Source organism: Mesorhizobium sp. W067 (assembly GCF_054719525.1).
Map to the genome: position 1 here is coordinate 1,065,765 of NZ_JBTTII010000001.1, position 21,681 is coordinate 1,087,445.

Here is a 21,681-nt window from a genome sequence, read left to right on the forward strand (position 1 = left end):
GAGGAGGCTTCATGAACGCACCGGCCGCTGAACTGACCGAGCAAACCCACCGCCGCGGCGGCGGTCGCCTCGGACGCAAGGCGCTGAGGAGCGCCCCCGTCGCCTCGTTCCCGACGCTGGTCCGCGAGATCCCCACCTACCAGATGGTCCCGGACGAGGCGATGGAACTGATCCACCAGGAGTCACTCGCTATCCTCGAAGAGGTCGGTTGCGAGTTCCGCGACGACGAGGCGATCGCCATGTGGAAGGCGGCGGGCGCCGACGTGTCCGAGACACGCGTCCGCATCGACCGCGGCCTCCTGATGGAACTGGTCGCGAAGGTTCCATCCGAGTTCACTCTCAATGCGCGCAATCCCGAGCGCACCGTGCGCGTCGGCGGCAAGAACTCCATCTTCGCGCCGATGTATGGCGCGCCTTACGTGCGCGACCTCGACAACAACCGGCGTTATGGCACGCTTGAAGACCTCAACAATTTTCACAAGCTCGCCTACATGGCCCCGGCTCTGCATTCGTCGAGTTCGATCATCTGCGAGCCGATGGAGATCGCGGTGCCGAAACGGCATCTCCACATCATCCATTCGGCGCTGAAGCATTCCGACAAGCCGTTCATGGGCATCGTTACTTCCAAAGACCGCGCCGAAGACACGATGGCGATGGCGGGCATCGTCTTTGGCGAAGATTTCGTTCGCGACAACCCGGTGCTGGTGTCGATTACCAACTGCAACTCGCCGCTGGTGTGGGACGCCACCATGCTGGACGCGATGAAGGTCTATGCGCGCAGCAATCAGCCGCTGATCCTGGCTCCCTTTGCGCTGTGCGGCGCATCGACTTCGGCCTCGGCCGTCGGCGCGGTGGCGCAGGTCAATGCCGAAGCACTGGCCGGCGTCGCTTTCACCCAACTGCTGCGCCCGGGTTCGCCGCAAATCTACGGCCAGTTCATGGTGACGGTCGACATGAAGACCGGCGCGCCGATGGGCGGCACGCCGGAAGCCGCCCAGATGATGTATCTGATGGGCGCGCTGGCCCGGAAATACAAACTGCCCTGGCGAACCTCCGGCTTCCATGTCGGCTCCAAGCTCAACGACGCCCAGGCCGGCTATGAATCCAACATGCTGATGCATGCCGCCATCCTCGCCGGCGCCAATTATATCTGGCACTCCGCCGGCTGGTTGGAGGCCGGGCTGACCTGCGGCTATTCGAAATTCGCCACCGACTGCGAGCAGCTTGTCGGCTGGTACAAATATGCCGGCGGCCTGCCGTTCGACGACTTCAAGGAGGCCATGGCGGCGATCCGCGAGGTCGGGCCGCAGGGCCATTTCCTCGGCACCCAGCACACGCTCGATCATTACGAGTCGGCATTCTTCATGCCCACCATCATGGATTTCAACTCCTACGAACAATGGAAGGCCGGAGGGGCGAAGGATCACGATACGCGCGGCCGCGAGAAAGCCCGCAACATGCTGGCCGACTATGAAGAGCCGAAGCTCGATGAGGGCATTGCCGAGGGCCTCAGGGACTTTATCGCGCAGCGCGAAGAGAGGCTGCCCGACAGCGTTAGCTAAGAGAACGACGAATGAGTTGATAAACGGGCGAAGACCCGATGGGAACCGCAAGGGAGAAAGACATGACACTTTTCAAAAGCAATGGCGATCGCGTGCCAACCGCCATCGAGGCGCTGGCGCAAGAGACGCGTGCTGGCCGCATGGACCGGCGCGAGTTTCTAGCATTGGCAAGTGCGTTCGGCGCATCGACGGCGCTGGCCTACGGCATGATCGGCCTTGCCGCGCCGGGACAGGCTTTTGCCGAGGAGCCGAAGAAGGGCGGCACGCTGCACATATCGATGTCGGTCAAGGCCCAAAAAGATCCGCGCACCTATGACTGGGTGGAACTCGCCAACATCTCGCGCTGCTGGCTGGAGCCGCTGGTCCGCTACACCAGGGAATTCACCTTCGAGCCAGTGCTGCTCGAAAGCTGGGACATCAATGACGACGCCACGGAATACACGTTGCATGTGCGCAAGGGCATCACCTGGAACAATGGCGATGCTTTCAACGCCGATGACGTGGTCTTCAATGTTACCCGCTGGTGCGAGAAGAAGGTCGCCGGCAACTCCATGGCCGCTCGCGTCGGCGGGCTGATCGACGAAAAGTCGGGCAAGGCTAGGGAAGGCGCGATCGCCAAGGTCGACGACAATACGGTCAAGCTGACGCTCAGCGCGCCCGACATTTCGCTGATCCCGAACCTCACCGATTATCCCGCGCTCGTCGTCCACCGCAATTTCGACGCCGAAGGCGCCGACCCGGTCAAGAAGCCGATCGGCACGGGCCCGTTCGAACTGGTCTCCTACGATGTCGGCCAGAAGGCGGTGGTCAAGCGTCGTGAAAACGGCAAGTGGTGGGGTGGTGAAGCGCCGCTCGACAGCGTCGAGTTCATCGACTACGGCACCGACTTCAACGCTTCGATCAACGCCTTCGAATCCGGCGAGATAGACCTCAATTTCGAGACGCCGGCCGACTTCATCGACATCCTGGATAAGATGGGGCTGGAGAAGTCCGAGGTTGCGACGGCAACCACGCTGGTTGCCCGCACGAACGTTACCCACAAGCCCTATGACGACCAGCGGGTGCGCAACGCGCTGCAGATGGCGGTCGACAACAATGCGGTGCTGGAACTCGGCTATGCCGGGCGAGGGACGGTCGGTGAAAACCACCATGTCAGCCCTATCCATCCTGAATATTTCGCGCTGCCCAAGAAGACGCGCGACGCGGCCGGCGCCAAGAAGCTGATGGCGGACGCAGGGCAGGCCGATTTCGAGCACGAGCTGATCACCGTCGAGGACGATTGGCAGAAGAACACCGGCGACGCGATTGCGGGCCAGCTGCGCGACGCCGGCATCAAGGTGAAGCGCACGGTGCTGCCGGGCTCGACCTTCTGGAACGACTGGACGAAGTATCCCTATTCGATGACCATCTGGTACATGCGCCCGCTTGGCGTCCAGGTGCTGGCGCTTGGCTATCGCACCGGCGAAGCCTGGAATGAATCGGCCTATTCCAACCCGGACTTCGACGCCAAGCTGAAGCAGGCGCTGTCGCTGATCGATGTGGAGAAGCGGCGTGAGGTGATGAAGGATGTCGAGCAGATCCTGCAGGATTCCGGCGTCATCATTCAACCCTTCTGGCAGAAGCTCTACAGCCACATGAACAAGAAGGTGAAGAACTACGGCGTCCACCAGACCTTCGAGATGGACCTGCAGAACGTCTGGCTTGATGGCTGAGACGGTGCAGCCGGGGCTTCATGAGCCGCAAAAAAACCGATATGCAGGATGTCTGGTATTGCACCTTGCCGCCAAACGTCCGGAGATCCTGCATGAAACCGATAGTGCTTGCCGCTGTCTTTTCTATTGCCTTGCCAGCGACAGTGCTGGCCGGGCCGGCTTCCAACGCCGTCAAGTTCTTTTATGTGCCTGAAGTGAAATTCGAGGGAGACGCAAAGAACCGCGACCGCTTCACCGAGCCGGTGACCAAGCTGTTCGATCTCAACGACCAGGCAACGAAGAACAAGCCCGACGAAGTCGCCTGCCTCGACTTCGATCCCGGCCTTGACGCCCAGGATTTCGACCAGAAGTCGATTGCCAAGACATTGAAGCTGGCCGAGACCGTCAATGGCGATACGGCCGAAGTCACCGCCACCTTCAGCCTTTTTGCGGAAGGCGATGATTCCAAACGCGAAATGCTGTGGTCGCTGAAGAAAATCGACGGCAAATGGAAGGTCGCCGACATTACCTCCAAGACCAGCAGCTGGACGCTGAGCGCGCTGGAATGCATGCCCGACAAAGCGCCGGAGTGATCCCGACGCGCTGTTCCGGCGTCGCGGCTCGCCAGCATATTGGCAGCATTCAGACATAATCGCCGCCGCCGGGTCCAGGCGAGGGTGTATTCGGCCCATGACAGCCGGAATTGTCGCGGCTTGCCGAATCGTGCAACGGTCAGCACCCTGGGTCAGTGATTGTTTTCATGCTGTAACGGCGGTTTCTCAGCGCGACAGCCATAAAATTGCTAAGCAAAATATCGTAACATCCTTTGTGATGGTCGCTATATTCTACGGCGATTCAGCAATATTTCCCGGTTGCAGAAAAGCCGGATTTGGAACAGTTGCATCCGCAGGGCTGGTCACATCAGTAGTTGCTTTTTTAGATGTAGCGGGGTATGTTTCCTTGCTCGGCTGCAAGTATTAACTTGCTCAAAATTTGGAGGGTGGGCATATGAAATCGATCACATATCTATTGTCATCAATTCTAGTTGCAATTGTAGTGGCTTGTCTTGCCACGCCGGCGTCCGCACAGGCGACCCGGACATGGGTTTCCGGTGTTGGCGACGACGCCAATCCGTGCAGCCGTACCGCACCTTGCAAGACCTTCGCCGGTGCGATCTCGAAAACCGCCGCCGGCGGCGAAATCAATTGCATCGATCCAGGCGGCTTCGGCGGGGTGACCATCACCAAATCCATGACGATCGCCTGCGAGGACGTTGAGGCGGGCGTGTTGAATGCGTCGGTGAATGGCATCATCGTCAACGCGTTGGCGACCGACATCATCGTTCTGCGCGGTCTCGATATCGACAGCGCGACGGCTGGGCCAGGTCTCAATGGAATCCGGTTTCTTGCCGGCGCCGCCTTGCATGTCGAGGATTGCGTCATTCGCGACAACACGGCTGCGGCGCCGAACGGCAACGGCATTTTGTTCGCACCGTCGGGCACAGCCGAACTTTATGTCAGCAACTCGTTCATCACCGGCAACAATGACGGCATTCATATCCAGCCGACCGCCGGCGGCGTTGCCAAGGTCATCATTGAGAACTCGACCATTGAGAACAACAACCTGGCCGGTGTGAAGGCTGACGGCACAAGCAACACGGGCGGCTCCAACACGACGATCGTGAACAGCAGCGTGTCGGGCAACACCAACGCCGGCATCAGCATATTCAATCCGGCTGGCGGGCCGGTGATCAGCATGATGGTTGACGGCGTTGCCGTCGCCAATAACGGCGTGGTCGGCGGGCTGCGTGTCGATGGCGCCAACGCAACCATCCGCGTCGGCCGCTCGACGATCTCCGGCAATGGCACCGGCACGGTCATCGTCAACGGCGGGTTGATCTCGTCTTACGGCACCAACCAGCTCAACGGCAACACTGCTGACGGCCCCAATCCGCCAACCATCGCGCTGAAATAGCTGCAGGGGTTAACTGTTGATAGCAACGCTTGGCGCGGCAACACCGCGCCAAGTGCATTTTATGGCTGGACGCGCAACCAGCTTGAATGACCGGGCGGGTCCCGGAGTACTGCCACCAGTCCTCTCTGTCGTTGTCGACTGCCAGTCCTGATGACATGATCTCGAGGCAGGACCACGCGAAGTAGGGCGTGGCTGACAGCCAGATTACAAGACGACCGAAATCGATGTCTTGCAAATCGATGTCTTGCCAAGGGCGCCCGATTTGTCGGTCCGCTCCACCGGGCTGTCAGTGAGACCATCGCAATCTTCGCGGGGATCGCTTTTGCCGGCTGAGAAACAGAGCCGATTTCAGATTGAATTGTGTTCTAGTTGCTCTTTTGGCTGTAGCGTGTTAGATTTCTATTGCATATATGCAATAGTTCCTAGTTTTCCATTGGGGGGTGTGAGAAGATGATTAAAATTGTATACATGGTATCTTCTATTTTAGTCGCCATGGTGATGGCTTGTCTTGCGACGCCGGCGTCCGCGCAGGCGCCCCGGACGTGGGTTTCCGGCGTTGGCGACGACGTCAATCCGTGCAGCCGCACCGCACCTTGCAAGACTTTCGCCGGCGCGATCTCGAAAACGGCTGCCGGCGGCGAAATCAATTGCGTCGACCCGGGCGGCTTTGGCGCGGTGACGATCACCAAGTCGATAACGATCGCTTGCGAGGACGTCGAGGCAGGCATATCGAATGCGGGGACGCAAGTGACCATCAACGCGCTAGCGACCGACGTCGTCGTTCTGCGCGGTCTCGATATCGACACAGCGACGGCATCGCCTGGAATCAATGGCGTCCGCTTTCTCGTCGGCGCCGCCTTGCACATCGAGGATTGCGTCATTCGTGGCAACAGCTCTGCGGCGCCGAACGGCAACGGCATCCTGTTCGCACCGTCGGGCGCGTCCGAACTCTATATCACCAACAGCTTCATCACCGGCAACGGCGCGGACGGCGTTCATATCCAGCCGACCGCAGCCGGCGTTGCCAAGGTCATCATCGAGAACTCGACCATCGAGAACAACAACCTGGCCGGCGTGAAGGCTGACGGCACCAGCAACACGGGCGGCTCCAACACGACGATCGTGGATAGCAGCGTGTCGGGCAACACGAATGCCGGCATCAGCATCCTGAATCCGGTCGGCGGGCCTGCGATCAACATCATGGTTGACGGCGTTGCCGTGGCCAACAACGGAGCGGCAGGCGGCCTGCGTGCCGACGGCGCCAACGCGACCATCCGGGTCGGCAGATCGACGATCTCCGGTAATACGACGGGCACGGCCATCGTTAATGGCGGTGCCATATCGTCCTATGGCACCAATCAGCTCAACGGCAACACGGCTGACGGTTCGAACCCGCCAACCATTGCGCAGAAATAGGTTTGCGGATTGCAGCGCTTCGCGCGGGAACCACCAGGGCGAAGCAAGCAATCGAGGGCTTGTTAGCTTCGTCAAAGTCTGCATCTTTGCCGCCAGGCGCCGATGACATGGCTGAACGTTTCGGCCGGTATGTGACTGATCGGGCCTGGAGTGATGCGTGATGGCCCATAGCCGTCTTCCGACTTTGCTGACTGTAAGCCTGCTGGCAGGATTGAACACGGCTGCCGCTCAAGGGCTGCTCGGTTCGCCACCTGCAAATGCCCCGGCCGAGACAGTGCCGGGCGGCGCAGCACCGCCCGCAAATCCACCCGGGACAGCGGTGGAACCGGCGACACCGCCGGTTGGGTGGTCGCCGGCCGAGCCGGCCGCGCCCGTCCTGGCGGGCTCGCCGACGGCTGTGGTCAAGCCGTTCTACGAACATCTCGGACTGGAGCTCGATCCGACCCAGCGCAAGAACTTCGTCGACCCGGCCAAGACCGTACTCGACAAGAGCGACGCGTTGCGCAAATCCGGGCAGGGCGAATGCCTCGACCCCAACATGGCGCTCGACAATGCCGATTACGACAAGCTTGCAATCGACAAGAGCCTGAAGAGCATCGAGGCCGTCAATGGTGATCAGGCCAAGGTGGTGGTCGCCTTCGTCGTCGAAGGCAACCAGCACCGGCTGGAGTGGAAGCTGAAGAAGGTCGACGGCGACTGGAAGATATCCGATCTGCTTTCGGTGACCGGTGAATGGGCGCTCAGCCAGTATCAGTGCGAATAAGCCGCCGATTGTTTCCGGGTGGTCGGCAATGAAGCTTCGCGTTTTGCTCGCGATCGCGCTGGTCGGGTTGGGCGCTGCCGGCTGCGGCCTCGACTCGCACATCGGCACGATGCTGATCGCCCGCGCGCCTTGGCAAGCTTTGGCGGCTCCCGGCGATTTGCCCGTCGAGCGCGTCGTGCTCGACCAGCCCGGCGCTCCTGATCTGGTCGGCTGGGCGGCTGATCGAAAGGGCAGCTGCGGCGCGGTCGTACTGCTGCATGGGCGCGGCGCCAAGCCGCCTATGGCTGACGTCAGTTCAGCCACGGCCGCGATAGGGGGCAACGCCGGTGTCGGGCAACCAGGCGCCTTCGGGCGGAGCGCCGGTCTGCCAGAAGACATCGATCGGAATGCCGCCGCGCGGATACCAATAGCCGCCTATGCGCAACCACAGCGGCTTCGTTGCCGCCACAATGCGGCGGCCGATCATCACCGTGCAGTCTTCATGGAAAGCGCCATGGTTGCGAAACGAGGTCATGAACAGTTTGAGCGACTTCGATTCCACGAGCGTGGCATCGGGTGCGTAGTCGATGACGATATGAGCGAAATCCGGCTGTCCGGTTACCGGGCAGAGCGAGGTGAATTCCGGGCAGGTGAAGCGCACGATCGCCGGCGGTCCGTCGCCGCGCTGGAACGGCACGGTCTCCAGGACCGCGGTCTCCGGGCTCTGTGGCGTCTCGACGTGGGCGCCGAGCTGGGTGAGGGTTTTGGTATCGATCATCGTGGTTTTCCTGGGGATTTTCCGCGCTCATTAGCATCGGATCAAAAAGTGTGCAGCGATTTTCGGATAAATTCGATGCTCAAGACAAGAACTGGAGCAGCGCGCGCTGCTCCGACACAAACTGGAATGGCAGGAAGATGATGACCAGCAACGACCCGCTTCTCCAGCCTTACCAGCTCAAACACCTGACGCTGAAGAACAGGGTGATGTCGACCAGCCACGAGCCGGCCTATTCCGAGGACGGCATGCCGAAACAGCGCTACCGGCTCTACCACGCCGAAAAGGCCAAGGGCGGCATGGCGCTGACCATGACGGCGGGCTCGGCGATCGTCTCGCGCGACAGCCCGGCCGCCTTTGGCAATCTGCATGTCTATGACGACCGCATCGTGCCGTGGCTGGCCGAACTGGCGGACGCCTGCCACGAGCATGACTGCAAGGTGATGATCCAGATCACCCATCTTGGTCGCCGCACCGGCTGGAACAAGGCCGACTGGCTGCCGGTGCTGTCGGCTTCGCCGGTGCGTGAGCCGGCGCACCGCGCGTTCCCCAAAACCATCGAGGACTGGGACATCGAGCGCATCGTCGCCGACTATGCGTCGGCTGCGCAGCGCTGCCAGGCCGCCGGCCTCGACGGCATCGAGTTCGAATCCTACGGCCATCTGATGGACGGCTTCTGGTCGCCGGCCACAAACCATCGCGACGACGAGTTCGGCGGTTCGCTCGACAACCGGCTGCGCTTCACCGACATGGTGCTGGATGCCGTGCGGGCGGCGGTCGGCGAAAAATTCGTCGTCGGCATCCGTATGGTCGCCGACGAGGATTTTGACAAAGGCCTGTCGAAGGAGGAGGGCGTTGAGATCGCCCGGCGGTTGGCCGGTTCCGGCAAGGTCGATTTCCTCAACATCATTCGCGGCTCGATCGAGAGCGATGCGGCACTAACCAAGGTCATCCCGGTCGCCGGCATGCGCTCTTCGCCGCATCTCGATTTTGCCGGCGAGGTGAGGGCGGCGACGAAGTTCCCGACCTTCCATGCGGCGCGGATTTCCGATGTCGCCACGGCGCGCCACGCCATCGCCACCGGCAAGCTCGACATGGTCGGCATGACCCGCGCCCATATCGCCGATCCGCACATCATCAAGAAGGTCATGGAAGGCCGCGAGCACGAGATCCGGCCTTGCGTCGGCGCCACCTATTGCCTCGATCGTATCTATGAAGGCGGCGAGGCGCTGTGCGTCCACAATGCCGCGACCGGCCGCGAGGCCGAGATTCCGCATATCATCGTGAAGACCGAAGGGCCCAGGCGGAACGTCGTTGTCGTTGGCGCTGGCGCTGGCGGGCTCGAGGCAGCTCGCGTGATGGCCGAACGCGGCCATCATGTCACGGTGCTTGAAGCCTCCGGTCAGGCCGGCGGCCAGGTTCGGCTGGCGACGCAGAACCCGCGCCGCAAGGAGTTGATCGGCATCATCGACTGGCGGCTGGCCGAACTCGACCGGCTCGGCGTCGGGATCCGCTACGACACCTGGGCCGAGCAGGACGAAGTGCTGGCGCTGTCGCCCGACGTGGTGGTGATCGCCACCGGCGGCCTGCCACAGAACCCGCCGCTGACATCAGGCGACAATCTCGTCACGTCGAGTTGGGACATCATGGCCGGCAGCATCAAGCCGGCGGAGAACGTGCTGCTCTTCGACGACAATGGTGGCCACCAGGGCATGGGCGCGGCGGAGCTGATCGCCAATGCAGGGTCAAAACTGGAGCTGGTTTCGCCGGAGCGCTTCTTCGCCCCCGAAATGGGCGGCATGAACCACGTGCCCTATATGCGCGCCTTCCAGGAGAAGGGCGTCACCATCACCATCAACACCAGGCTGCGCTCGGTACGGCGCGAGGGCAACCAGCTGGTCGCCGAACTCGCCTCCGACTTTGCCGACGGCTGGCGCGGCGAGAGGCGGGTCGACCAGGTGGTGGTCGAGCACGGCACGGCGCCGCTCGACGATCTCTATCTTCAGCTGAAACCGCTGTCGAAGAATGGTGGCGCGGTCGACTATGAGCGGCTGGTCGGCGGCGGCGATATTTTTCCTTCACGCAATCCCGAAGGCGGCTTCGTGCTGTTGCGCATCGGCGATGCAGTCGCCTCGCGCAACATCCATGCCGCCATCTATGACGGCATCAGGTTCGGCTTGCGGGTTTGAGCCTACAAGCCGGCCTACGGCTTGTTCCAAAGTTCGATCTCACCCTTCCGGCGGGCGCAACTCGATCGATCAAAGTGATGGGTGGCGCGCAGCCAAACCTCTGTGCGGAGAGCCACCTTGCACATCCGTCCGAACTGCGCGCCGCGTACGCCATCAGCCGAGAGCCAGGCGACGCACGATGCGGAATGCTTTTCAACCGGGAGGCAACGCGCGGCAGGGCTCAAATCATCCTGGCCGTCGCCATGCAAAGTACGGTGAGTACCAGAAGCCAGGCGGCGATGCGCTCGCCGCGGGCCATTTTGGTGCGCAGCGCCGCTTCCGTTGCGGCGTCCGCGCCGGCAAGCTGCCGGCTGGTCTTGCGGACGACGACGCTGAGAACGCCGGCAGCGGCGAAGGCGGCCAGGATGCCCGCGCCAGCACCATTTCCATCGAGCCGAAATAGGCGCCGTGGAAGAAATACCAGAGCAGGGCGCCGGTCACGAACACCATGCCGGCCGAGCCCATTTGCGGTCCGATAAAGCGCTCCGCCCTGATCTCGGGGTCGCGGGCAAGCGTGATGGTGGTGCCGGCCCAGAACACACCGGCCATGACGTGAAGGCCGATAACGACGATGTAGACATATTGCATGACCGCTTCCTCCTTGCCCGCCGCCCGTCCTCGGATCCCTGTCGAATGCAGGATGATACGAACTCGGCAGATCGACACGCATGATAGTTAGGTATCAAATGGTTCGATGTCAATGTATAATGCCGCGTTCCATCGCTCGGCGCCTTGTTCTACTGTCGGCGCATGACTCCCTTTGACCGTCCGCCAATCGGCATGAATCTCGCGCGCACCTCCAAGCTGGTGGCGCAGGCATTTGACGCCGCTTTGGTCGAGGCCGGGGGCACGCTGCCGGTGTGGCTGACCTTGCTTTCGGTCAAGTCGAGCGAGCTTGCCAACCAACGCGAACTTGCCGGCATGATCGGCATCCAGGGCGCCACGCTCACCCACCATCTCAACGCCATGGAGGCGCAAGGCTTGCTGACGCGCCGCCGCGATCCGGACAACCGCCGGGTTCATCTGGTCGAACTGACGCAGGCGGGCGAAACGATGTTCCTGAAGCTGCGGGCGGCGGCTCTCATCTTCGACAAGCGGCTGCGCGCGGGATTGCCGGACGACAGGCTGGCGGAGTTCGCCGAGGTGCTGGCGGCATTGCGGGCGAATGTCGCGCCGGCCAAATGACCGGCACCGGTGGGCAATAGTCTAGGCTAAATTGCCCTGAAGCACCTTCAGCTTGGCTTTCTTCGGGCTGCGCGCCAGCAGCCATTCGCGCGCTTTGTCCTGCGGCATCGGGAAGGCGATGGAATAGCCCTGCACCTGGTCGCAGCCGATTGCCATCAGCGAATCGAGCTCGGCTTCGGTTTCCGCGCCCTCGGCGACGATCGAAATGCCGAGACCGCGCGCCAGCTCGGTGATGGCGCGCACGATCTTGGTGTTGTCGCCATTCTCGTTGATGTTCTGGACGAAGCGGCGGTCGATCTTCAGCCGGTCGATCTCGTTGGGATTGACGTGGCTGAGCGAGGCATAGCCGGTGCCGAAATCGTCGAGCTCAAGATGGACGCCAGCAGCGCGGATGTGGCGCAGCTTCGCCGCGATGCCCGTCTTCTCGTCGTCGAGAATGACGGATTCGACGATTTCAAGCGACAGTTTCTGCGGCGCCAGGCCGGCCTTTTCCAGCGTCGCGAACAGGAAGCGGTCGAAGTCGGGTTCGCGCAGCTCGGTGCCGGACACGTTGACGGCGAGCCGGCCGAAGGCAATGCCGGCGCGATCCCATTCGGCTGCTTGCTCGATCGCCTTCGTAAAGACTATGCGGCCGATCTCGGGCATGAAGCCGCATTTTTCGGCGACCGGAATGAACTCGCCCGGCGCAATCATGCCGCGCTCGGCATGCTTCCAGCGCACCAGCGCCTCGATGCCGCTGATGGCGCCGTTGCTCAGCGACACCTGCGGCTGGAAATAGACCTGGAAGGCGTTCTCCGAAATGGCGACCTTGATGTCGTGCTCGAGCTGCTTGCGGTAATCGAGTTCGCGCCTGAGTTCCTCGGAGAAGAACGAGAAGCTGCCGCCGCCGAGCTTCTTGGCGGAATAGAGCGCGAGGTCGGCGTGGACGAGCAGATCCTCGGCATTGTCGGCGTCGATGGGATAGACGGCAATGCCGGCGCTGGCCCCCGGAAGGATGGTCGTGCCCTGGAAGGTAATCGGCTCGTTGATCTCCTCCAGGATGCGACGGGCCAGCATGTTGATGTCCTCGGGGCCGCCGGCGCCATTGAGGATCATCACGAATTCGTCGCCGCCAAGGCGCGCGCACAGATCCGACGCGCGGCAGGAATCACGCATGCGCTGCGCGGTGACGACCAGAACATAGTCGCCTGCGGCGTGGCCGAGCGTGTCGTTGATCTGCTTGAACCGGTCGAGGTCGAGCTGGATGACCGCCAGCCTCTCACGCCGGCGATGCGCGCCCTTGATCAGCGTTTCGAAGTGGTCGGTCAGGAAGGTGCGGTTGTGCAGGCCGGTCAGCCCGTCATGTACGGCGATGAAGGCCATCGAGTTGCGGGCATCGACAAGCTCATGGGTCTTGCGCAGGATCGCCTTCGACATCGGCCGGAAGATGAAAAGCGCCACCAGCACGATGACGCCGATGGTGGCGTAGAACAAGGTGCGGTGGAGATCGAGGAGCTTTTCCGACCGCTCGTCGGCAAATGCGGCGATGCGTTGGCCGAGCGCGGCATAACCCGACAGCGTCGCATTGGCGACGGAAGCATCGAGATTGACGCGCTCGCCGCCGCCCTTGTAGGCGGCATTGCCGGAGAGCTGGGATTCGAAGGACGAGATCAGCCTTTCGCCATTGGCGACCAGCCCGACCGAGAAATAGTCGAGGTGGAACGGCTTGCCGTAGAGCACGCTCTCGATCGACCTTGGGTCGGACAATGCCGGCGACAGCGGGTCGGCTCCCGTCTGTTTGAGGAGCAGGTCGTAGTTGGTCTCGAACTCGGCGGTCGCCTGTTTCAGCGCGGCAACCAGGGCCGGCTGCTTGTCACGCGCGGCGGAGCCGGTTGCGCTGGTCAAAAAGACGATGCGCTGCGACAGCGCCTTCTGGGTGCTGACGATGTCGAGCAGAGTATGGTTGTGCTGTTGCGCCGCCATCATCTGCTGCAGCAGGATGAAGGAGGCCATCACCATGGCGGCGATGATCAGCAGCGCCAGCCAGTAGCCGCTCTTGATCAGCAGGATGAGTTTGCCCGAGACGGTTTGCGCCGGCTGCTGCGACATATTCTAGGTGACCCCTCGGTCGACGGATTTCTGCCACCGATTCGTGGCAAGAACACCATTGCCTTGAAAGGGTTAACAGGGTCTGGAAGCCGGCGGAACTGTTGCTTCGGCAGTAAACGAAAGCTGCCGAGATGGTTATCATGTTCTTTCGCGGCATAGCCGTATTCGCGTGCCTGCTACTCCAGCATGCGGGCCATGCGATCGGGTCGCGCCAGGGTTGAGCCCGCCGTGCCACCGAAACGGTCGCTTTTGCGATGGATTTTTAGTGCGCGTAGCGCGACAGTCGCGCCAATCTCAACAGGACCTGATCCATGAGCGCGGCATTCCTCTCCCATATCGACAACGAACTGCAAGGGCTGAAATCCGCCGGGCTCTACAAATCCGAGCGGGTGATCACCTCGACCCAGTCGGCTGAGATCGAAGTCGGCGGCGACAAGGTGCTGAATTTCTGCGCCAACAACTATCTCGGCCTCGCCGACAGCTCAGAATTGCGCGATGCAGCCAAAGGCGCGCTGGACCGCTACGGCTACGGCATGGCCTCGGTGCGCTTCATCTGCGGCACGCAGGAAGAGCACAAGCAGCTTGAATCAACGATTTCATCCTTCCTCGGCCTGGACGACACCATCCTTTACGGCTCCTGCTTCGACGCCAATGGCGGCCTGTTCGAAACGCTGCTCGGCGAGGAGGATGCGATCATCTCCGATGCGCTGAACCATGCCTCGATCATCGACGGCGTGCGGCTGTCGAAGGCCAAGCGTTTCCGCTATGCCAACAACGACATGGCCGACCTCGAAGCGCGGCTGAAAGAGGCGAAAGACTGCCGCTTCCGCCTGATCGCCACCGACGGCGTGTTCTCCATGGACGGCATCATCGCCAATCTGAAAGGCGTCTGCGACCTCGCGGAAAAGTACGGCGCCATGGTGATGGTCGACGACAGCCATGCCGTCGGCTTCGTCGGCAAGAACGGCCGCGGCTCGGCCGAGCATTGCGGCGTCGAGGGCAGGGTGGATATCATCACCGGCACGCTCGGCAAGGCGCTCGGCGGCGCCTCCGGCGGCTACACCTCCGGCAAAAGCCAGGTCGTGGACTGGCTGCGCCAGCGTTCGCGGCCTTATCTCTTCTCCAACACGCTGATGCCGGCAATTGCCGGCGCTTCCATCAAGGTGTTCGAGCTGATCCGCAATGGCGACGCCCTGCGCGAACGCCTCTATGCCAATGCGGCGCGCTTTCGCTCCGAAATGGGCAAGCTCGGCTTCACGCTGGCCGGCGCCGATCATCCGATCATTCCGGTGATGCTGGGCGATGCCAGCCTGGCGCAGGAAGTGGCGGCGCGCATGCTGAAGCGCGGCATCTATGTCATCGGCTTTTCCTTCCCGGTGGTGCCGAAAGGCCAGGCGCGCATCCGCACGCAGATGTCGGCGGCGCATTCCAGCGCCGACATCGACCGCGCCGTGGCAGCGTTCGCGGCGGTCGGCAAGGAACTGGGCGTGATTGGCTGAGAGTTTTACCCTCCCCCTTTGTGGGGAGGGTCGACTTTCGACCGCTTGCGAAGCAAGCGGGCGGGAGGCGGGGTGGGGGTCTGCAGGGTCACGACCTCCGCCAGTTTTTGACCCCCACGCGGCCCTTCGGGCCACCCTCCCCACAAGGGGGAGGGTAAGGAGTTGTAGCATGTCGAACATGATGAAGGCGCTGGTGAAGGCCAAGGCTGAACCGGGCATCTGGATGGAAGAGGTGCCGGTGCCGGAGATCGGCCCCAACGACGTGCTGATCAAGGTCAAGAAGACGGCGATCTGCGGCACCGACGTCCACATCTACAATTGGGACCAGTGGGCGCAGAAGACCGTGCCGGTGCCGATGGTGACCGGCCATGAATTCGTCGGCACGGTGGCCGATTTCGGCGCTGCGGTCACCGAATACAAGGTCGGCCAGCGTGTCTCCGGCGAAGGTCACATCGTCTGCGGCCATTGCCGCAATTGCCGCGCCGGCAGGGGGCATCTCTGCCGTAACACGCTCGGCGTCGGCGTCAACCGCCCCGGCGCCTTCGGCGAATATCTGGCGATCCCGCAGCACAATGTCGTGCCGATCCCCGACGATGTGCCCGACGAGATCGCCGCGATCTTCGATCCCCTGGGCAATGCCGTCCACACCGCTCTGTCCTTCGACCTGGTCGGTGAAGACGTTCTGGTCACCGGCGCCGGGCCGATCGGCATCATGGGCGCGCTCGTTGCCCAATGTGTGGGGGCGCGAAAAGTCGTCATCACCGACATCAACCCGGTGCGGCTGGCGCTGGCCAAAAAGCTCGGCGTCCAGCATGTCGTCGATGCCTCGAAGGAAAAACTGCGCGACGTTATGCCGGCGCTGGGCATGACCGAGGGTTTTGACGTCGGCCTCGAAATGTCGGGCGCCGCGCCCGCCTTTCGCGACATGATCGACACCATGAACAATGGCGGCAAGATCGCCATTCTGGGCATCGCGCCGACCGGCTTCGAAATCGACTGGAACAAGGTCATCTTCAAGATGCTGCACTTGAAGGGCATCTACGGCCGCGAAATGTTCGAGACTTGGTACAAGATGATCGCCCTGGTGCAGGGGCCGCTGGATGTGTCGGGTCTGATTACGCACCGCATTGGGATCGACGATTTCCAGACGGGGTTTGACGCGATGCGGAGCGGCAGTTCGGGCAAGGTGGTGATGGATTGGTGAGGCACGTGTGGGTGCAAGATGGCGGACAATGAGCACGGTCGTATCATTGCCTCGCAGGCAAAGCTCGTACTGAAGCCGGCCGGATTTCGACGCAAAGGGCAGTCCCGAATCTGGATCGCCGATCGCGGCTTCTGGCTAAGTGTAGTCGAGTTCCAGCCCAGTTCCTGGTCCAAGGGCACTTACCTTAACGTAGCAGTCCACTGGCTCTGGGGTTCGCTTCCGGAAACGATTACCTTCGATCGCGTTGAGCGCATTGGACAGTTCGTTCCGTTCGAGAGCCCGCCACAGTTTCTTCTCGCGGTTGATCAAATGGCCAAGAAGGTCGTCGAAATCGATCAGGTTCACCGATCGATGTTCCCTTCCGTCCAGGCGACAGCGAAAATCCTCGTGAGTGAATTGCAGCCGGGCGCCTACGGCGAGTGGGCGGCCTTCCACGCCGGGGTGGCGGCTGGTTTGGCCGGTGATTTTGAAACGGCAAGGCGACTGTTTGAAAGCGCTCAAAGACACGCGGCTTCGCAAGCGCAGGCGCTTCTAGCCTACATTGATGATCCGGCGGCATTTCGAAGCCGTGTCAGAGGCTTCATTGAAGCCGAACGCGCCTATTACGGTCTAGGGGCGTTGCCTGCCGCATTCGCGATCTGATTTCAGCGACGGTCGAACTTATGGGAAGATCTCAACCCAAGGTGAGTTTTGCCTCCAGCGCCGCCACCCCATTCACAATCGCCGCCCGCTCTTCCGTACCAAGCCTCGCCAGCAACTGCCGTTCAAACGCCTTCGCCAGCGGCACCATTTCGCCATAGGCCGCCAGCCCCGCCTTCGTCAGCGCCAGATGCTCCACACGCCGATCATTCTCGTCCGGCGTGCGCGTCAGCCAGCGCCGCCGCTCAAGCTCCGCCACCGCCCGCGAAACCTTGGTCTTGTGCATGGCCGACTGTTCGCCGAGCGCCGTCGCGGTCATCGTGCCGCGCTGTCCGAGCCCAGAGAGTGTGCGCCATTCCGGCCGCGTCAGACCGTGACGGTCGCGGTAGATTTTTGAAAATTCTCGGCTGACAGCGTCGGCCAGCCGGTAAAGCCGGTAGGGCAGGAAATTTTCGAGTTCGAGGGTTTCCATATGCGCACCGTGGATGCGGCATCAGCCGTTGATAGTTACATTTTCGATGGTTACAAATGAAACCAGTTTGGTCAACATCGCCGGCAGGCCGCGCTTCGCGGCGGTCGGGATCAGGGAGGATCGGATGGAATTTTCCTACATGCCGGGCTTCGGCAATGATTTTGAGACCGAAACGCTGCCCGGCTCGCTGCCGCAAGGGCGCAATTCCCCGCAGCGGCCGGCTTACGGACTTTATGCCGAGCAGCTCTCGGGCTCGCCCTTCACCGCCCCGCGCGGCACCAATGAGCGCTCCTGGCTCTACCGCATCCGGCCGAGCGTCAAACACACCGGCCGCTTCAAGGCGGCGAGCTATCCCCTGTGGAAGACCGCTCCCAATGTCGGCGACCACGAGCTGGCGCTCGGCCAGTACCGCTGGAACCCGGTGCCGATGCCGAAGGAGCCGACCGATTTCATTCAAGGGATGCGCACCATCACCACCGCCGGCGACGTGCTGGGCCAAAGCGGCATGGCGGCGCATGTCTATGTCGCCAACCGCTCGATGGTCGACGACCATTTCTTCAACGCCGACGGCGAGTTACTGATTGTCCCCCAGGTCGGTGCCTTGCGCTTTGTCACCGAGATGGGCGTCATCGAGCTTCGGCCCGGCGAGATCGCCGTGCTGCCGCGCGGTCTGGTGTTCAAGGTCGAGCTCGCCGACAAGGAAGTGCGCGGCTATGTCTGCGAGAATTACGGCGCCAAGCTGACGCTGCCCGACCGCGGCCCGATTGGCGCCAACTGCCTGGCCAACCCACGCGACTTCAAGACGCCCAGCGCCTGGTTCGAGGAGAAGGAGACGCCGTGCCGGCTGACGGTGAAATGGTGCGGCAATTTCAACGTCACCGAGATCGGCCATTCGCCGCTCGACGTCGTCGCCTGGCACGGCAACTATGCGCCCTACAAATATGATCTGGCGACGTTTTCGCCGGTCGGCGCCATCCTGTTCGACCATCCCGATCCGTCGATCTTCACCGTGCTGACGGCGCCGAGCGGCGAGGAAGGCACCGCCAACATCGACTTCGTCATCTTCCCGCCGCGCTGGCTGGTGGCGGAAGATACGTTCCGGCCGCCCTGGTACCACCGCAACATCATGAGCGAGTTCATGGGCCTGATCCAAGGCCAGTATGACGCCAAGGAGGAAGGTTTTGTCCCGGGCGGCATCAGCCTGCACAATCTGATGCTGGCCCACGGCCCCGACGCGCCTGGCTTCGAAAAGGCCTCGCGCTCCGAGCTGAAACCGGTCAAGCTCGACAATACGATGGCGTTCATGTTCGAGACCCGATTCCCGCAAATGCTGACCCGCTACGGCGCCGAGCTTGAAACAAGGCAGGACAATTACATCGACTGCTGGTCCGATCTGAAGAAGCGCTTCAACGGCACTGTGGAGGGCGACTGGTCTTGAGATCAGCCCGATGAGCGACCGGCTGCTGCTTCTCGGCTCGAAAGGCGGCCCGGCATTGCGGCCGGGCGGGCCGTGGCCGAGTTCGTCGCTGCTGGAACTGGGCGGGCGAACCATTGTCGTCGATTGCGGGCTCGGCGTCACGCGCGGTCTGGTCGATTCCGCCGTCAGCCTGAAGGCGCTCGACCTGGTCTTCATCACCCATCTGCATTCCGACCATGTGCTGGAACTGGGCCCGTTGCTCCACACCGCCTGGACCGCCGGGCTCGCCAGCCCGGTGACGCTGTTCGGACCGCCCGGCACCGACCAATACTGGCGCCGTTTCTGCCAGGCGATGGAGTTCGACATCGAAATTCGCATCGTCGATGAGGGCAGGCCGGACATTCGCGATCTGGTTTCGATCGTCGAATTCGGCGAGGGCGAGATTCTCTCGAAGGGCGGCCTGAAGGTCTCGGCACTGCGCGTCGACCATCCGCCGGTGACCGACTGTTTCGCGCTGCGCTTCGAGCATGGTGCGAATAGCGTCGTGTTCTCGGCCGACACAGCCTTCTTTCCGCCGCTCGCAGGCTTTGCCCGAAATGCCGACATTCTCGTCCATGAGGCCATGCTACAAGAAGGCATCGAGGGGCTGGTCGCCAGGACCGGCAATGGCGCGCGGCTGAAAGAGCATCTGCTTGCCAGCCACTCATTTGCCGAGCAGGCAGGTCGCATCGCCAGCGATGCTGGGGTGAAGAGGCTGGTGCTCAACCACCTCATTCCGGCCGATGATCCCGAGATCGGCGAGGCCGACTGGGAGGCTGCTGTCAGGAAATCGTGGGTGGGTGACTTGACGATTGCCCGCGACGGCCTTGTTGTGAACTTAGACGGCGCCAAAGCCGCATCAGGAGAGGAAACCGCATGAAGCTTGCCACATTGAGGGACGGGACGCGCGACGGAAAGCTTGTCGTCGTCTCGCGCGACCTGACGCGCTTCACCGACGCCTCGTTCCTGGCGCGCACGCTGCAGGCCGCACTCGACGACTGGCAGCGGATTTCGCCGCACCTGGCGACGATCGCCGAATCGCTGGAGAACAATGCGGTGCCGTCGGCACGCTTCCATGAGCATGACGCCCATTCGCCGCTGCCGCGCGCCTATCAATGGGCCGATGGTTCTGCCTATGTGAACCATGTCGAACTGGTGCGCAAAGCCCGCGGCGCCGAGATGCCGGCAAGCTTCTGGACCGATCCGCTGATCTATCAGGGTGGCTCGGATTCCTTTATCGCGCCGCGCGAGCCGATCCGCGCGGCGGACGAAGCCTTCGGCATCGACATGGAGGCGGAGGTCGCCGTCGTCGTCGACGATGTGCCGATAGGCGCCAGCCTCGACCAGGCGCGCGCTGCGATCCGGCTGGTCATGCTGGTCAATGATGTGACGCTGCGCGCGCTCACCGGACCCGAACTCGCCAAGGGGTTTGGCTTCTTCCAGTCGAAGCCGTCCTCGGCTTTTTCGCCGGTGGCGGTGACGCCGGACGAACTCGGCGACGCCTGGGATGGCGGCAAGGTCAACCTGCCTCTGCTCGCCGACGTCAACGGCAAGCCGTTCGGCCGTGCCAATGCCGGCGTCGACATGACCTTCGACTTCCCGGCGCTGATTGCCCATGCCGCAAAGACACGGCCGCTGGTTGCCGGCACCATCATCGGCTCCGGCACCGTCTCCAACAAGCTGGATGGCGGGTCGGGCAAACCGGTGGCGGCCGGCGGCGCCGGCTATTCCTGCATCGCTGAACTGCGCATGATCGAGACCATTGAGTCTGGCGAGCCCAAGACGCCGTTCCTGCGCTTTGGCGATACAGTGCGTATCGAGATGAAGAATAAAAGCGGAAACTCGATCTTCGGCGCCATCGAGCAGAAGGTCGAGAAGTCCCAGGCATAAGAGGGGGCAATGCAATGACGGGCGAGGCGTTCTACCTGCTGGCCGGCGTCTGGGCGTTGGCCATTCTGGTGGTCTTCATCCAGGCGATCCGGCTGAGCTACCGCATCGAGGCGCGCTCGCCCGATCTGACCAACCGCAGCGGCTACCCGCGCAAGGCGATGATGTTCCACACCATCACCAACACCAATGTGGCGCGGGACGAGGAGACGCAGGCGACGCGGCGGCGCATGAACCGGCTGCTGCTGATCGTTGTCGCCGGCTTCGCGGTGATGGCGGCTGGCATTGGCCTGATCAGACGAATGAACGCGTGACCCTGCTCGAGCATTTCATCCGCATGGCCGGCAACAATCTCTGGTCGAACGACCGGCTCTATCGCGCCGTGCTGCAGCTAAAGCCCGGCGAATTCGAAGCCGAGCGCACCAGCTTCTTCCCGTCGATCAAGGCAACGCTCAACCACATCCTCGCGGTCGATCATCTCTATCTCGATTTTCTCGAAGAAGGCGGAGTCGGTGCGGCCGCTTATGACGACTACGTGCCGTTCGATGTGCCGCAGGCGCTGTTTGCCGCCCAGGTCGCAGCAGATCGACGCCTAATCGCCTTTTGCGAGAAGCTGTCGGAGGCGGATCTCGACCGTCAGGTCATCACGGACCGGCGCGAGGACGGCATGATCCCCGAAAAGATCGGCGACATTCTCGCCCATGTCTTCCTGCACGACATCCACCATCGCGGCCAGGTTCACGCGATGCTCTCGGGCAGCTCGGTCGCGCCGCCGCAGCTGGACGAGTTTTTGCTCGATTATGATTTGAAGGTGAGGAAGGAGGAGGTCGAGCGGCTGGGCCTCTGACCTTTATCTGGTGTAC

At 62.2% G+C, this 21,681-nt stretch carries 22 protein-coding genes; 17 read left to right on the forward strand and 5 right to left on the reverse strand.

Going from position 1 to position 21,681, the window contains the following annotated elements:
* Positions 1-11 precede the first annotated feature (11 nt).
* From ACYG97_RS05260 to ACYG97_RS05290, 7 genes are all read left to right on the forward strand, one after another.
* The gene (locus ACYG97_RS05260; RefSeq protein ID WP_023734229.1) at positions 12-1,562 is read left to right on the forward strand and encodes a trimethylamine methyltransferase family protein; all 1,551 of its coding nucleotides are present in this window, start codon (positions 12-14) and stop codon (positions 1,560-1,562) included.
* A 62-nt stretch (positions 1,563-1,624) separates the two neighbouring features.
* The gene (locus ACYG97_RS05265; RefSeq protein ID WP_023734228.1) at positions 1,625-3,274 is read left to right on the forward strand and encodes an ABC transporter substrate-binding protein; all 1,650 of its coding nucleotides are present in this window, start codon (positions 1,625-1,627) and stop codon (positions 3,272-3,274) included.
* 92 nt (positions 3,275-3,366) lie between these two features.
* Entirely contained in the window at positions 3,367-3,846 is a 480-nt protein-coding gene (locus ACYG97_RS05270) for a DUF3828 domain-containing protein (protein WP_023734227.1), read from the forward strand.
* A gap of 97 nt (positions 3,847-3,943) precedes the next feature.
* Entirely contained in the window at positions 3,944-4,234 is a 291-nt protein-coding gene (locus ACYG97_RS05275) for a hypothetical protein (protein WP_156937221.1), read from the forward strand.
* Between the two features lie 75 nt (positions 4,235-4,309).
* Positions 4,310-5,227: a right-handed parallel beta-helix repeat-containing protein gene (locus ACYG97_RS05280; RefSeq protein ID WP_050590409.1), complete on the forward strand. Its 918-nt coding sequence runs from the start codon at positions 4,310-4,312 to the stop codon at positions 5,225-5,227.
* A gap of 498 nt (positions 5,228-5,725) precedes the next feature.
* Positions 5,726-6,643 carry a right-handed parallel beta-helix repeat-containing protein gene (locus ACYG97_RS05285; protein WP_084023776.1) on the forward strand — a complete coding sequence of 306 codons (918 nt, stop codon included), beginning with the start codon at positions 5,726-5,728 and terminating at the stop codon, positions 6,641-6,643.
* Positions 6,644-6,803: 160 nt separating this feature from the next.
* The gene (locus tag ACYG97_RS05290) at positions 6,804-7,406 is read left to right on the forward strand and encodes a YqhG/Tai3 family protein (RefSeq protein WP_023734224.1); all 603 of its coding nucleotides are present in this window, start codon (positions 6,804-6,806) and stop codon (positions 7,404-7,406) included.
* On the opposite strand, the gene ACYG97_RS05295 is transcribed toward ACYG97_RS05290, so the two are convergent.
* A complete protein-coding gene (locus ACYG97_RS05295) occupies positions 7,384-7,665 on the reverse strand; it encodes a hypothetical protein (protein ID WP_023734223.1) in 282 nt (93 codons plus the stop codon). The genes ACYG97_RS05290 and ACYG97_RS05295 overlap by 23 nt on opposite strands.
* 36 nt (positions 7,666-7,701) lie before the next feature.
* Positions 7,702-8,163 carry a preQ(1) synthase gene (gene queF / locus ACYG97_RS05300; protein ID WP_023682931.1) on the reverse strand — a complete coding sequence of 154 codons (462 nt, stop codon included), beginning with the start codon at positions 8,161-8,163 and terminating at the stop codon, positions 7,702-7,704.
* 140 nt (positions 8,164-8,303) lie between these two features.
* Here queF and ACYG97_RS05305 point away from each other — a divergent pair, with 140 nt between their 5' ends.
* Positions 8,304-10,349: an oxidoreductase gene (locus tag ACYG97_RS05305; RefSeq protein WP_023734222.1), complete on the forward strand. Its 2,046-nt coding sequence runs from the start codon at positions 8,304-8,306 to the stop codon at positions 10,347-10,349.
* 225 nt (positions 10,350-10,574) lie between these two features.
* Here the strand turns inward: ACYG97_RS05305 and ACYG97_RS05310 are convergent, their stop codons facing one another.
* The gene (locus tag ACYG97_RS05310) at positions 10,575-10,976 is read right to left on the reverse strand and encodes a hypothetical protein (protein ID WP_245260851.1); all 402 of its coding nucleotides are present in this window, start codon (positions 10,974-10,976) and stop codon (positions 10,575-10,577) included.
* A 192-nt stretch (positions 10,977-11,168) separates the two neighbouring features.
* Here ACYG97_RS05310 and ACYG97_RS05315 point away from each other — a divergent pair, with 192 nt between their 5' ends.
* Positions 11,169-11,573 (forward strand): MarR family winged helix-turn-helix transcriptional regulator, encoded by a 405-nt coding sequence (locus tag ACYG97_RS05315; protein WP_023672921.1) that lies wholly within the window; start codon positions 11,169-11,171, stop codon positions 11,571-11,573.
* Positions 11,574-11,594: 21 nt separating this feature from the next.
* Here ACYG97_RS05315 and ACYG97_RS05320 read toward each other — a convergent pair whose 3' ends face one another.
* On the reverse strand, positions 11,595-13,661 hold the full coding sequence (locus ACYG97_RS05320; RefSeq protein ID WP_023724848.1) for a putative bifunctional diguanylate cyclase/phosphodiesterase: 2,067 nt from the start codon (positions 13,659-13,661) through the stop codon (positions 11,595-11,597).
* 311 nt (positions 13,662-13,972) lie between these two features.
* Between ACYG97_RS05320 and ACYG97_RS05325 the strand changes: the two genes are divergently transcribed.
* The 3 genes from ACYG97_RS05325 (at position 13,973) to ACYG97_RS05335 (ending at position 17,006) form a co-directional block, all read left to right on the forward strand.
* Positions 13,973-15,160: a glycine C-acetyltransferase gene (locus ACYG97_RS05325; protein WP_023734221.1), complete on the forward strand. Its 1,188-nt coding sequence runs from the start codon at positions 13,973-13,975 to the stop codon at positions 15,158-15,160.
* Between the two features lie 169 nt (positions 15,161-15,329).
* On the forward strand, positions 15,330-16,364 hold the full coding sequence (gene tdh, locus ACYG97_RS05330) for an L-threonine 3-dehydrogenase (RefSeq protein WP_023672918.1): 1,035 nt from the start codon (positions 15,330-15,332) through the stop codon (positions 16,362-16,364).
* Positions 16,365-16,382: 18 nt separating this feature from the next.
* Complete coding sequence (locus ACYG97_RS05335; protein ID WP_023694420.1) at positions 16,383-17,006, forward strand: DUF4304 domain-containing protein; 624 nt, start codon at positions 16,383-16,385, stop codon at positions 17,004-17,006.
* Positions 17,007-17,037: 31 nt separating this feature from the next.
* Here the strand turns inward: ACYG97_RS05335 and ACYG97_RS05340 are convergent, their stop codons facing one another.
* Positions 17,038-17,475 (reverse strand): MarR family winged helix-turn-helix transcriptional regulator, encoded by a 438-nt coding sequence (locus tag ACYG97_RS05340; RefSeq protein ID WP_023734220.1) that lies wholly within the window; start codon positions 17,473-17,475, stop codon positions 17,038-17,040.
* 124 nt (positions 17,476-17,599) lie between these two features.
* On the opposite strand from ACYG97_RS05340, the gene hmgA reads away from it, so the two are divergent.
* Genes hmgA through ACYG97_RS05365 form a run of 5 tightly spaced genes read left to right on the forward strand, consistent with a single transcriptional unit; the run spans position 17,600 to position 21,665 of the window.
* Entirely contained in the window at positions 17,600-18,913 is a 1,314-nt protein-coding gene (gene hmgA, locus ACYG97_RS05345) for a homogentisate 1,2-dioxygenase (protein ID WP_023730502.1), read from the forward strand.
* A 10-nt stretch (positions 18,914-18,923) separates the two neighbouring features.
* Positions 18,924-19,811, forward strand: coding sequence for an MBL fold metallo-hydrolase (locus ACYG97_RS05350; protein WP_023734219.1), 888 nt, complete (start codon positions 18,924-18,926; stop codon positions 19,809-19,811).
* The gene (locus tag ACYG97_RS05355; protein ID WP_023734218.1) at positions 19,808-20,821 is read left to right on the forward strand and encodes a fumarylacetoacetate hydrolase family protein; all 1,014 of its coding nucleotides are present in this window, start codon (positions 19,808-19,810) and stop codon (positions 20,819-20,821) included. The genes ACYG97_RS05350 and ACYG97_RS05355 overlap by 4 nt, the downstream gene beginning before the upstream one ends.
* Positions 20,822-20,835: 14 nt before the next feature.
* Positions 20,836-21,132 carry a hypothetical protein gene (locus tag ACYG97_RS05360; protein WP_023734217.1) on the forward strand — a complete coding sequence of 99 codons (297 nt, stop codon included), beginning with the start codon at positions 20,836-20,838 and terminating at the stop codon, positions 21,130-21,132.
* Entirely contained in the window at positions 21,129-21,665 is a 537-nt protein-coding gene (locus ACYG97_RS05365; protein ID WP_023734216.1) for a DinB family protein, read from the forward strand. The genes ACYG97_RS05360 and ACYG97_RS05365 overlap by 4 nt, the downstream gene beginning before the upstream one ends.
* The last annotated feature ends 16 nt before the right edge of the window (positions 21,666-21,681 follow it).

Excerpts from the sequence above, each read along its gene's own strand:
- ACYG97_RS05260 (WP_023734229.1), top strand. The coding sequence starts at position 12 with ATGAACGCACCGGCCGCTGAACTGACCGAGCAAACCCACCGCCGCGGC.
- ACYG97_RS05265 (WP_023734228.1), top strand. The coding sequence starts at position 1,625 with ATGACACTTTTCAAAAGCAATGGCGATCGCGTGCCAACCGCCATCGAG.
- ACYG97_RS05270 (WP_023734227.1), top strand. The coding sequence starts at position 3,367 with ATGAAACCGATAGTGCTTGCCGCTGTCTTTTCTATTGCCTTGCCAGCG.
- ACYG97_RS05275 (WP_156937221.1), top strand. The coding sequence starts at position 3,944 with ATGACAGCCGGAATTGTCGCGGCTTGCCGAATCGTGCAACGGTCAGCA.
- ACYG97_RS05285 (WP_084023776.1), top strand. The coding sequence starts at position 5,726 with ATGGCTTGTCTTGCGACGCCGGCGTCCGCGCAGGCGCCCCGGACGTGG.
- ACYG97_RS05290 (WP_023734224.1), top strand. The coding sequence starts at position 6,804 with ATGGCCCATAGCCGTCTTCCGACTTTGCTGACTGTAAGCCTGCTGGCA.
- ACYG97_RS05295 (WP_023734223.1), bottom strand. The coding sequence starts at position 7,665 with ATGCAGCAGTACGACCGCGCCGCAGCTGCCCTTTCGATCAGCCGCCCA.
- queF (WP_023682931.1), bottom strand. The coding sequence starts at position 8,163 with ATGATCGATACCAAAACCCTCACCCAGCTCGGCGCCCACGTCGAGACG.
- ACYG97_RS05305 (WP_023734222.1), top strand. The coding sequence starts at position 8,304 with ATGACCAGCAACGACCCGCTTCTCCAGCCTTACCAGCTCAAACACCTG.
- ACYG97_RS05310 (WP_245260851.1), bottom strand. The coding sequence starts at position 10,976 with ATGCAATATGTCTACATCGTCGTTATCGGCCTTCACGTCATGGCCGGT.
- ACYG97_RS05315 (WP_023672921.1), top strand. The coding sequence starts at position 11,169 with ATGAATCTCGCGCGCACCTCCAAGCTGGTGGCGCAGGCATTTGACGCC.
- ACYG97_RS05320 (WP_023724848.1), bottom strand. The coding sequence starts at position 13,661 with ATGTCGCAGCAGCCGGCGCAAACCGTCTCGGGCAAACTCATCCTGCTG.
- ACYG97_RS05325 (WP_023734221.1), top strand. The coding sequence starts at position 13,973 with ATGAGCGCGGCATTCCTCTCCCATATCGACAACGAACTGCAAGGGCTG.
- tdh (WP_023672918.1), top strand. The coding sequence starts at position 15,330 with ATGTCGAACATGATGAAGGCGCTGGTGAAGGCCAAGGCTGAACCGGGC.
- ACYG97_RS05335 (WP_023694420.1), top strand. The coding sequence starts at position 16,383 with ATGGCGGACAATGAGCACGGTCGTATCATTGCCTCGCAGGCAAAGCTC.
- ACYG97_RS05340 (WP_023734220.1), bottom strand. The coding sequence starts at position 17,475 with ATGGAAACCCTCGAACTCGAAAATTTCCTGCCCTACCGGCTTTACCGG.
- hmgA (WP_023730502.1), top strand. The coding sequence starts at position 17,600 with ATGGAATTTTCCTACATGCCGGGCTTCGGCAATGATTTTGAGACCGAA.
- ACYG97_RS05350 (WP_023734219.1), top strand. The coding sequence starts at position 18,924 with ATGAGCGACCGGCTGCTGCTTCTCGGCTCGAAAGGCGGCCCGGCATTG.
- ACYG97_RS05355 (WP_023734218.1), top strand. The coding sequence starts at position 19,808 with ATGAAGCTTGCCACATTGAGGGACGGGACGCGCGACGGAAAGCTTGTC.
- ACYG97_RS05360 (WP_023734217.1), top strand. The coding sequence starts at position 20,836 with ATGACGGGCGAGGCGTTCTACCTGCTGGCCGGCGTCTGGGCGTTGGCC.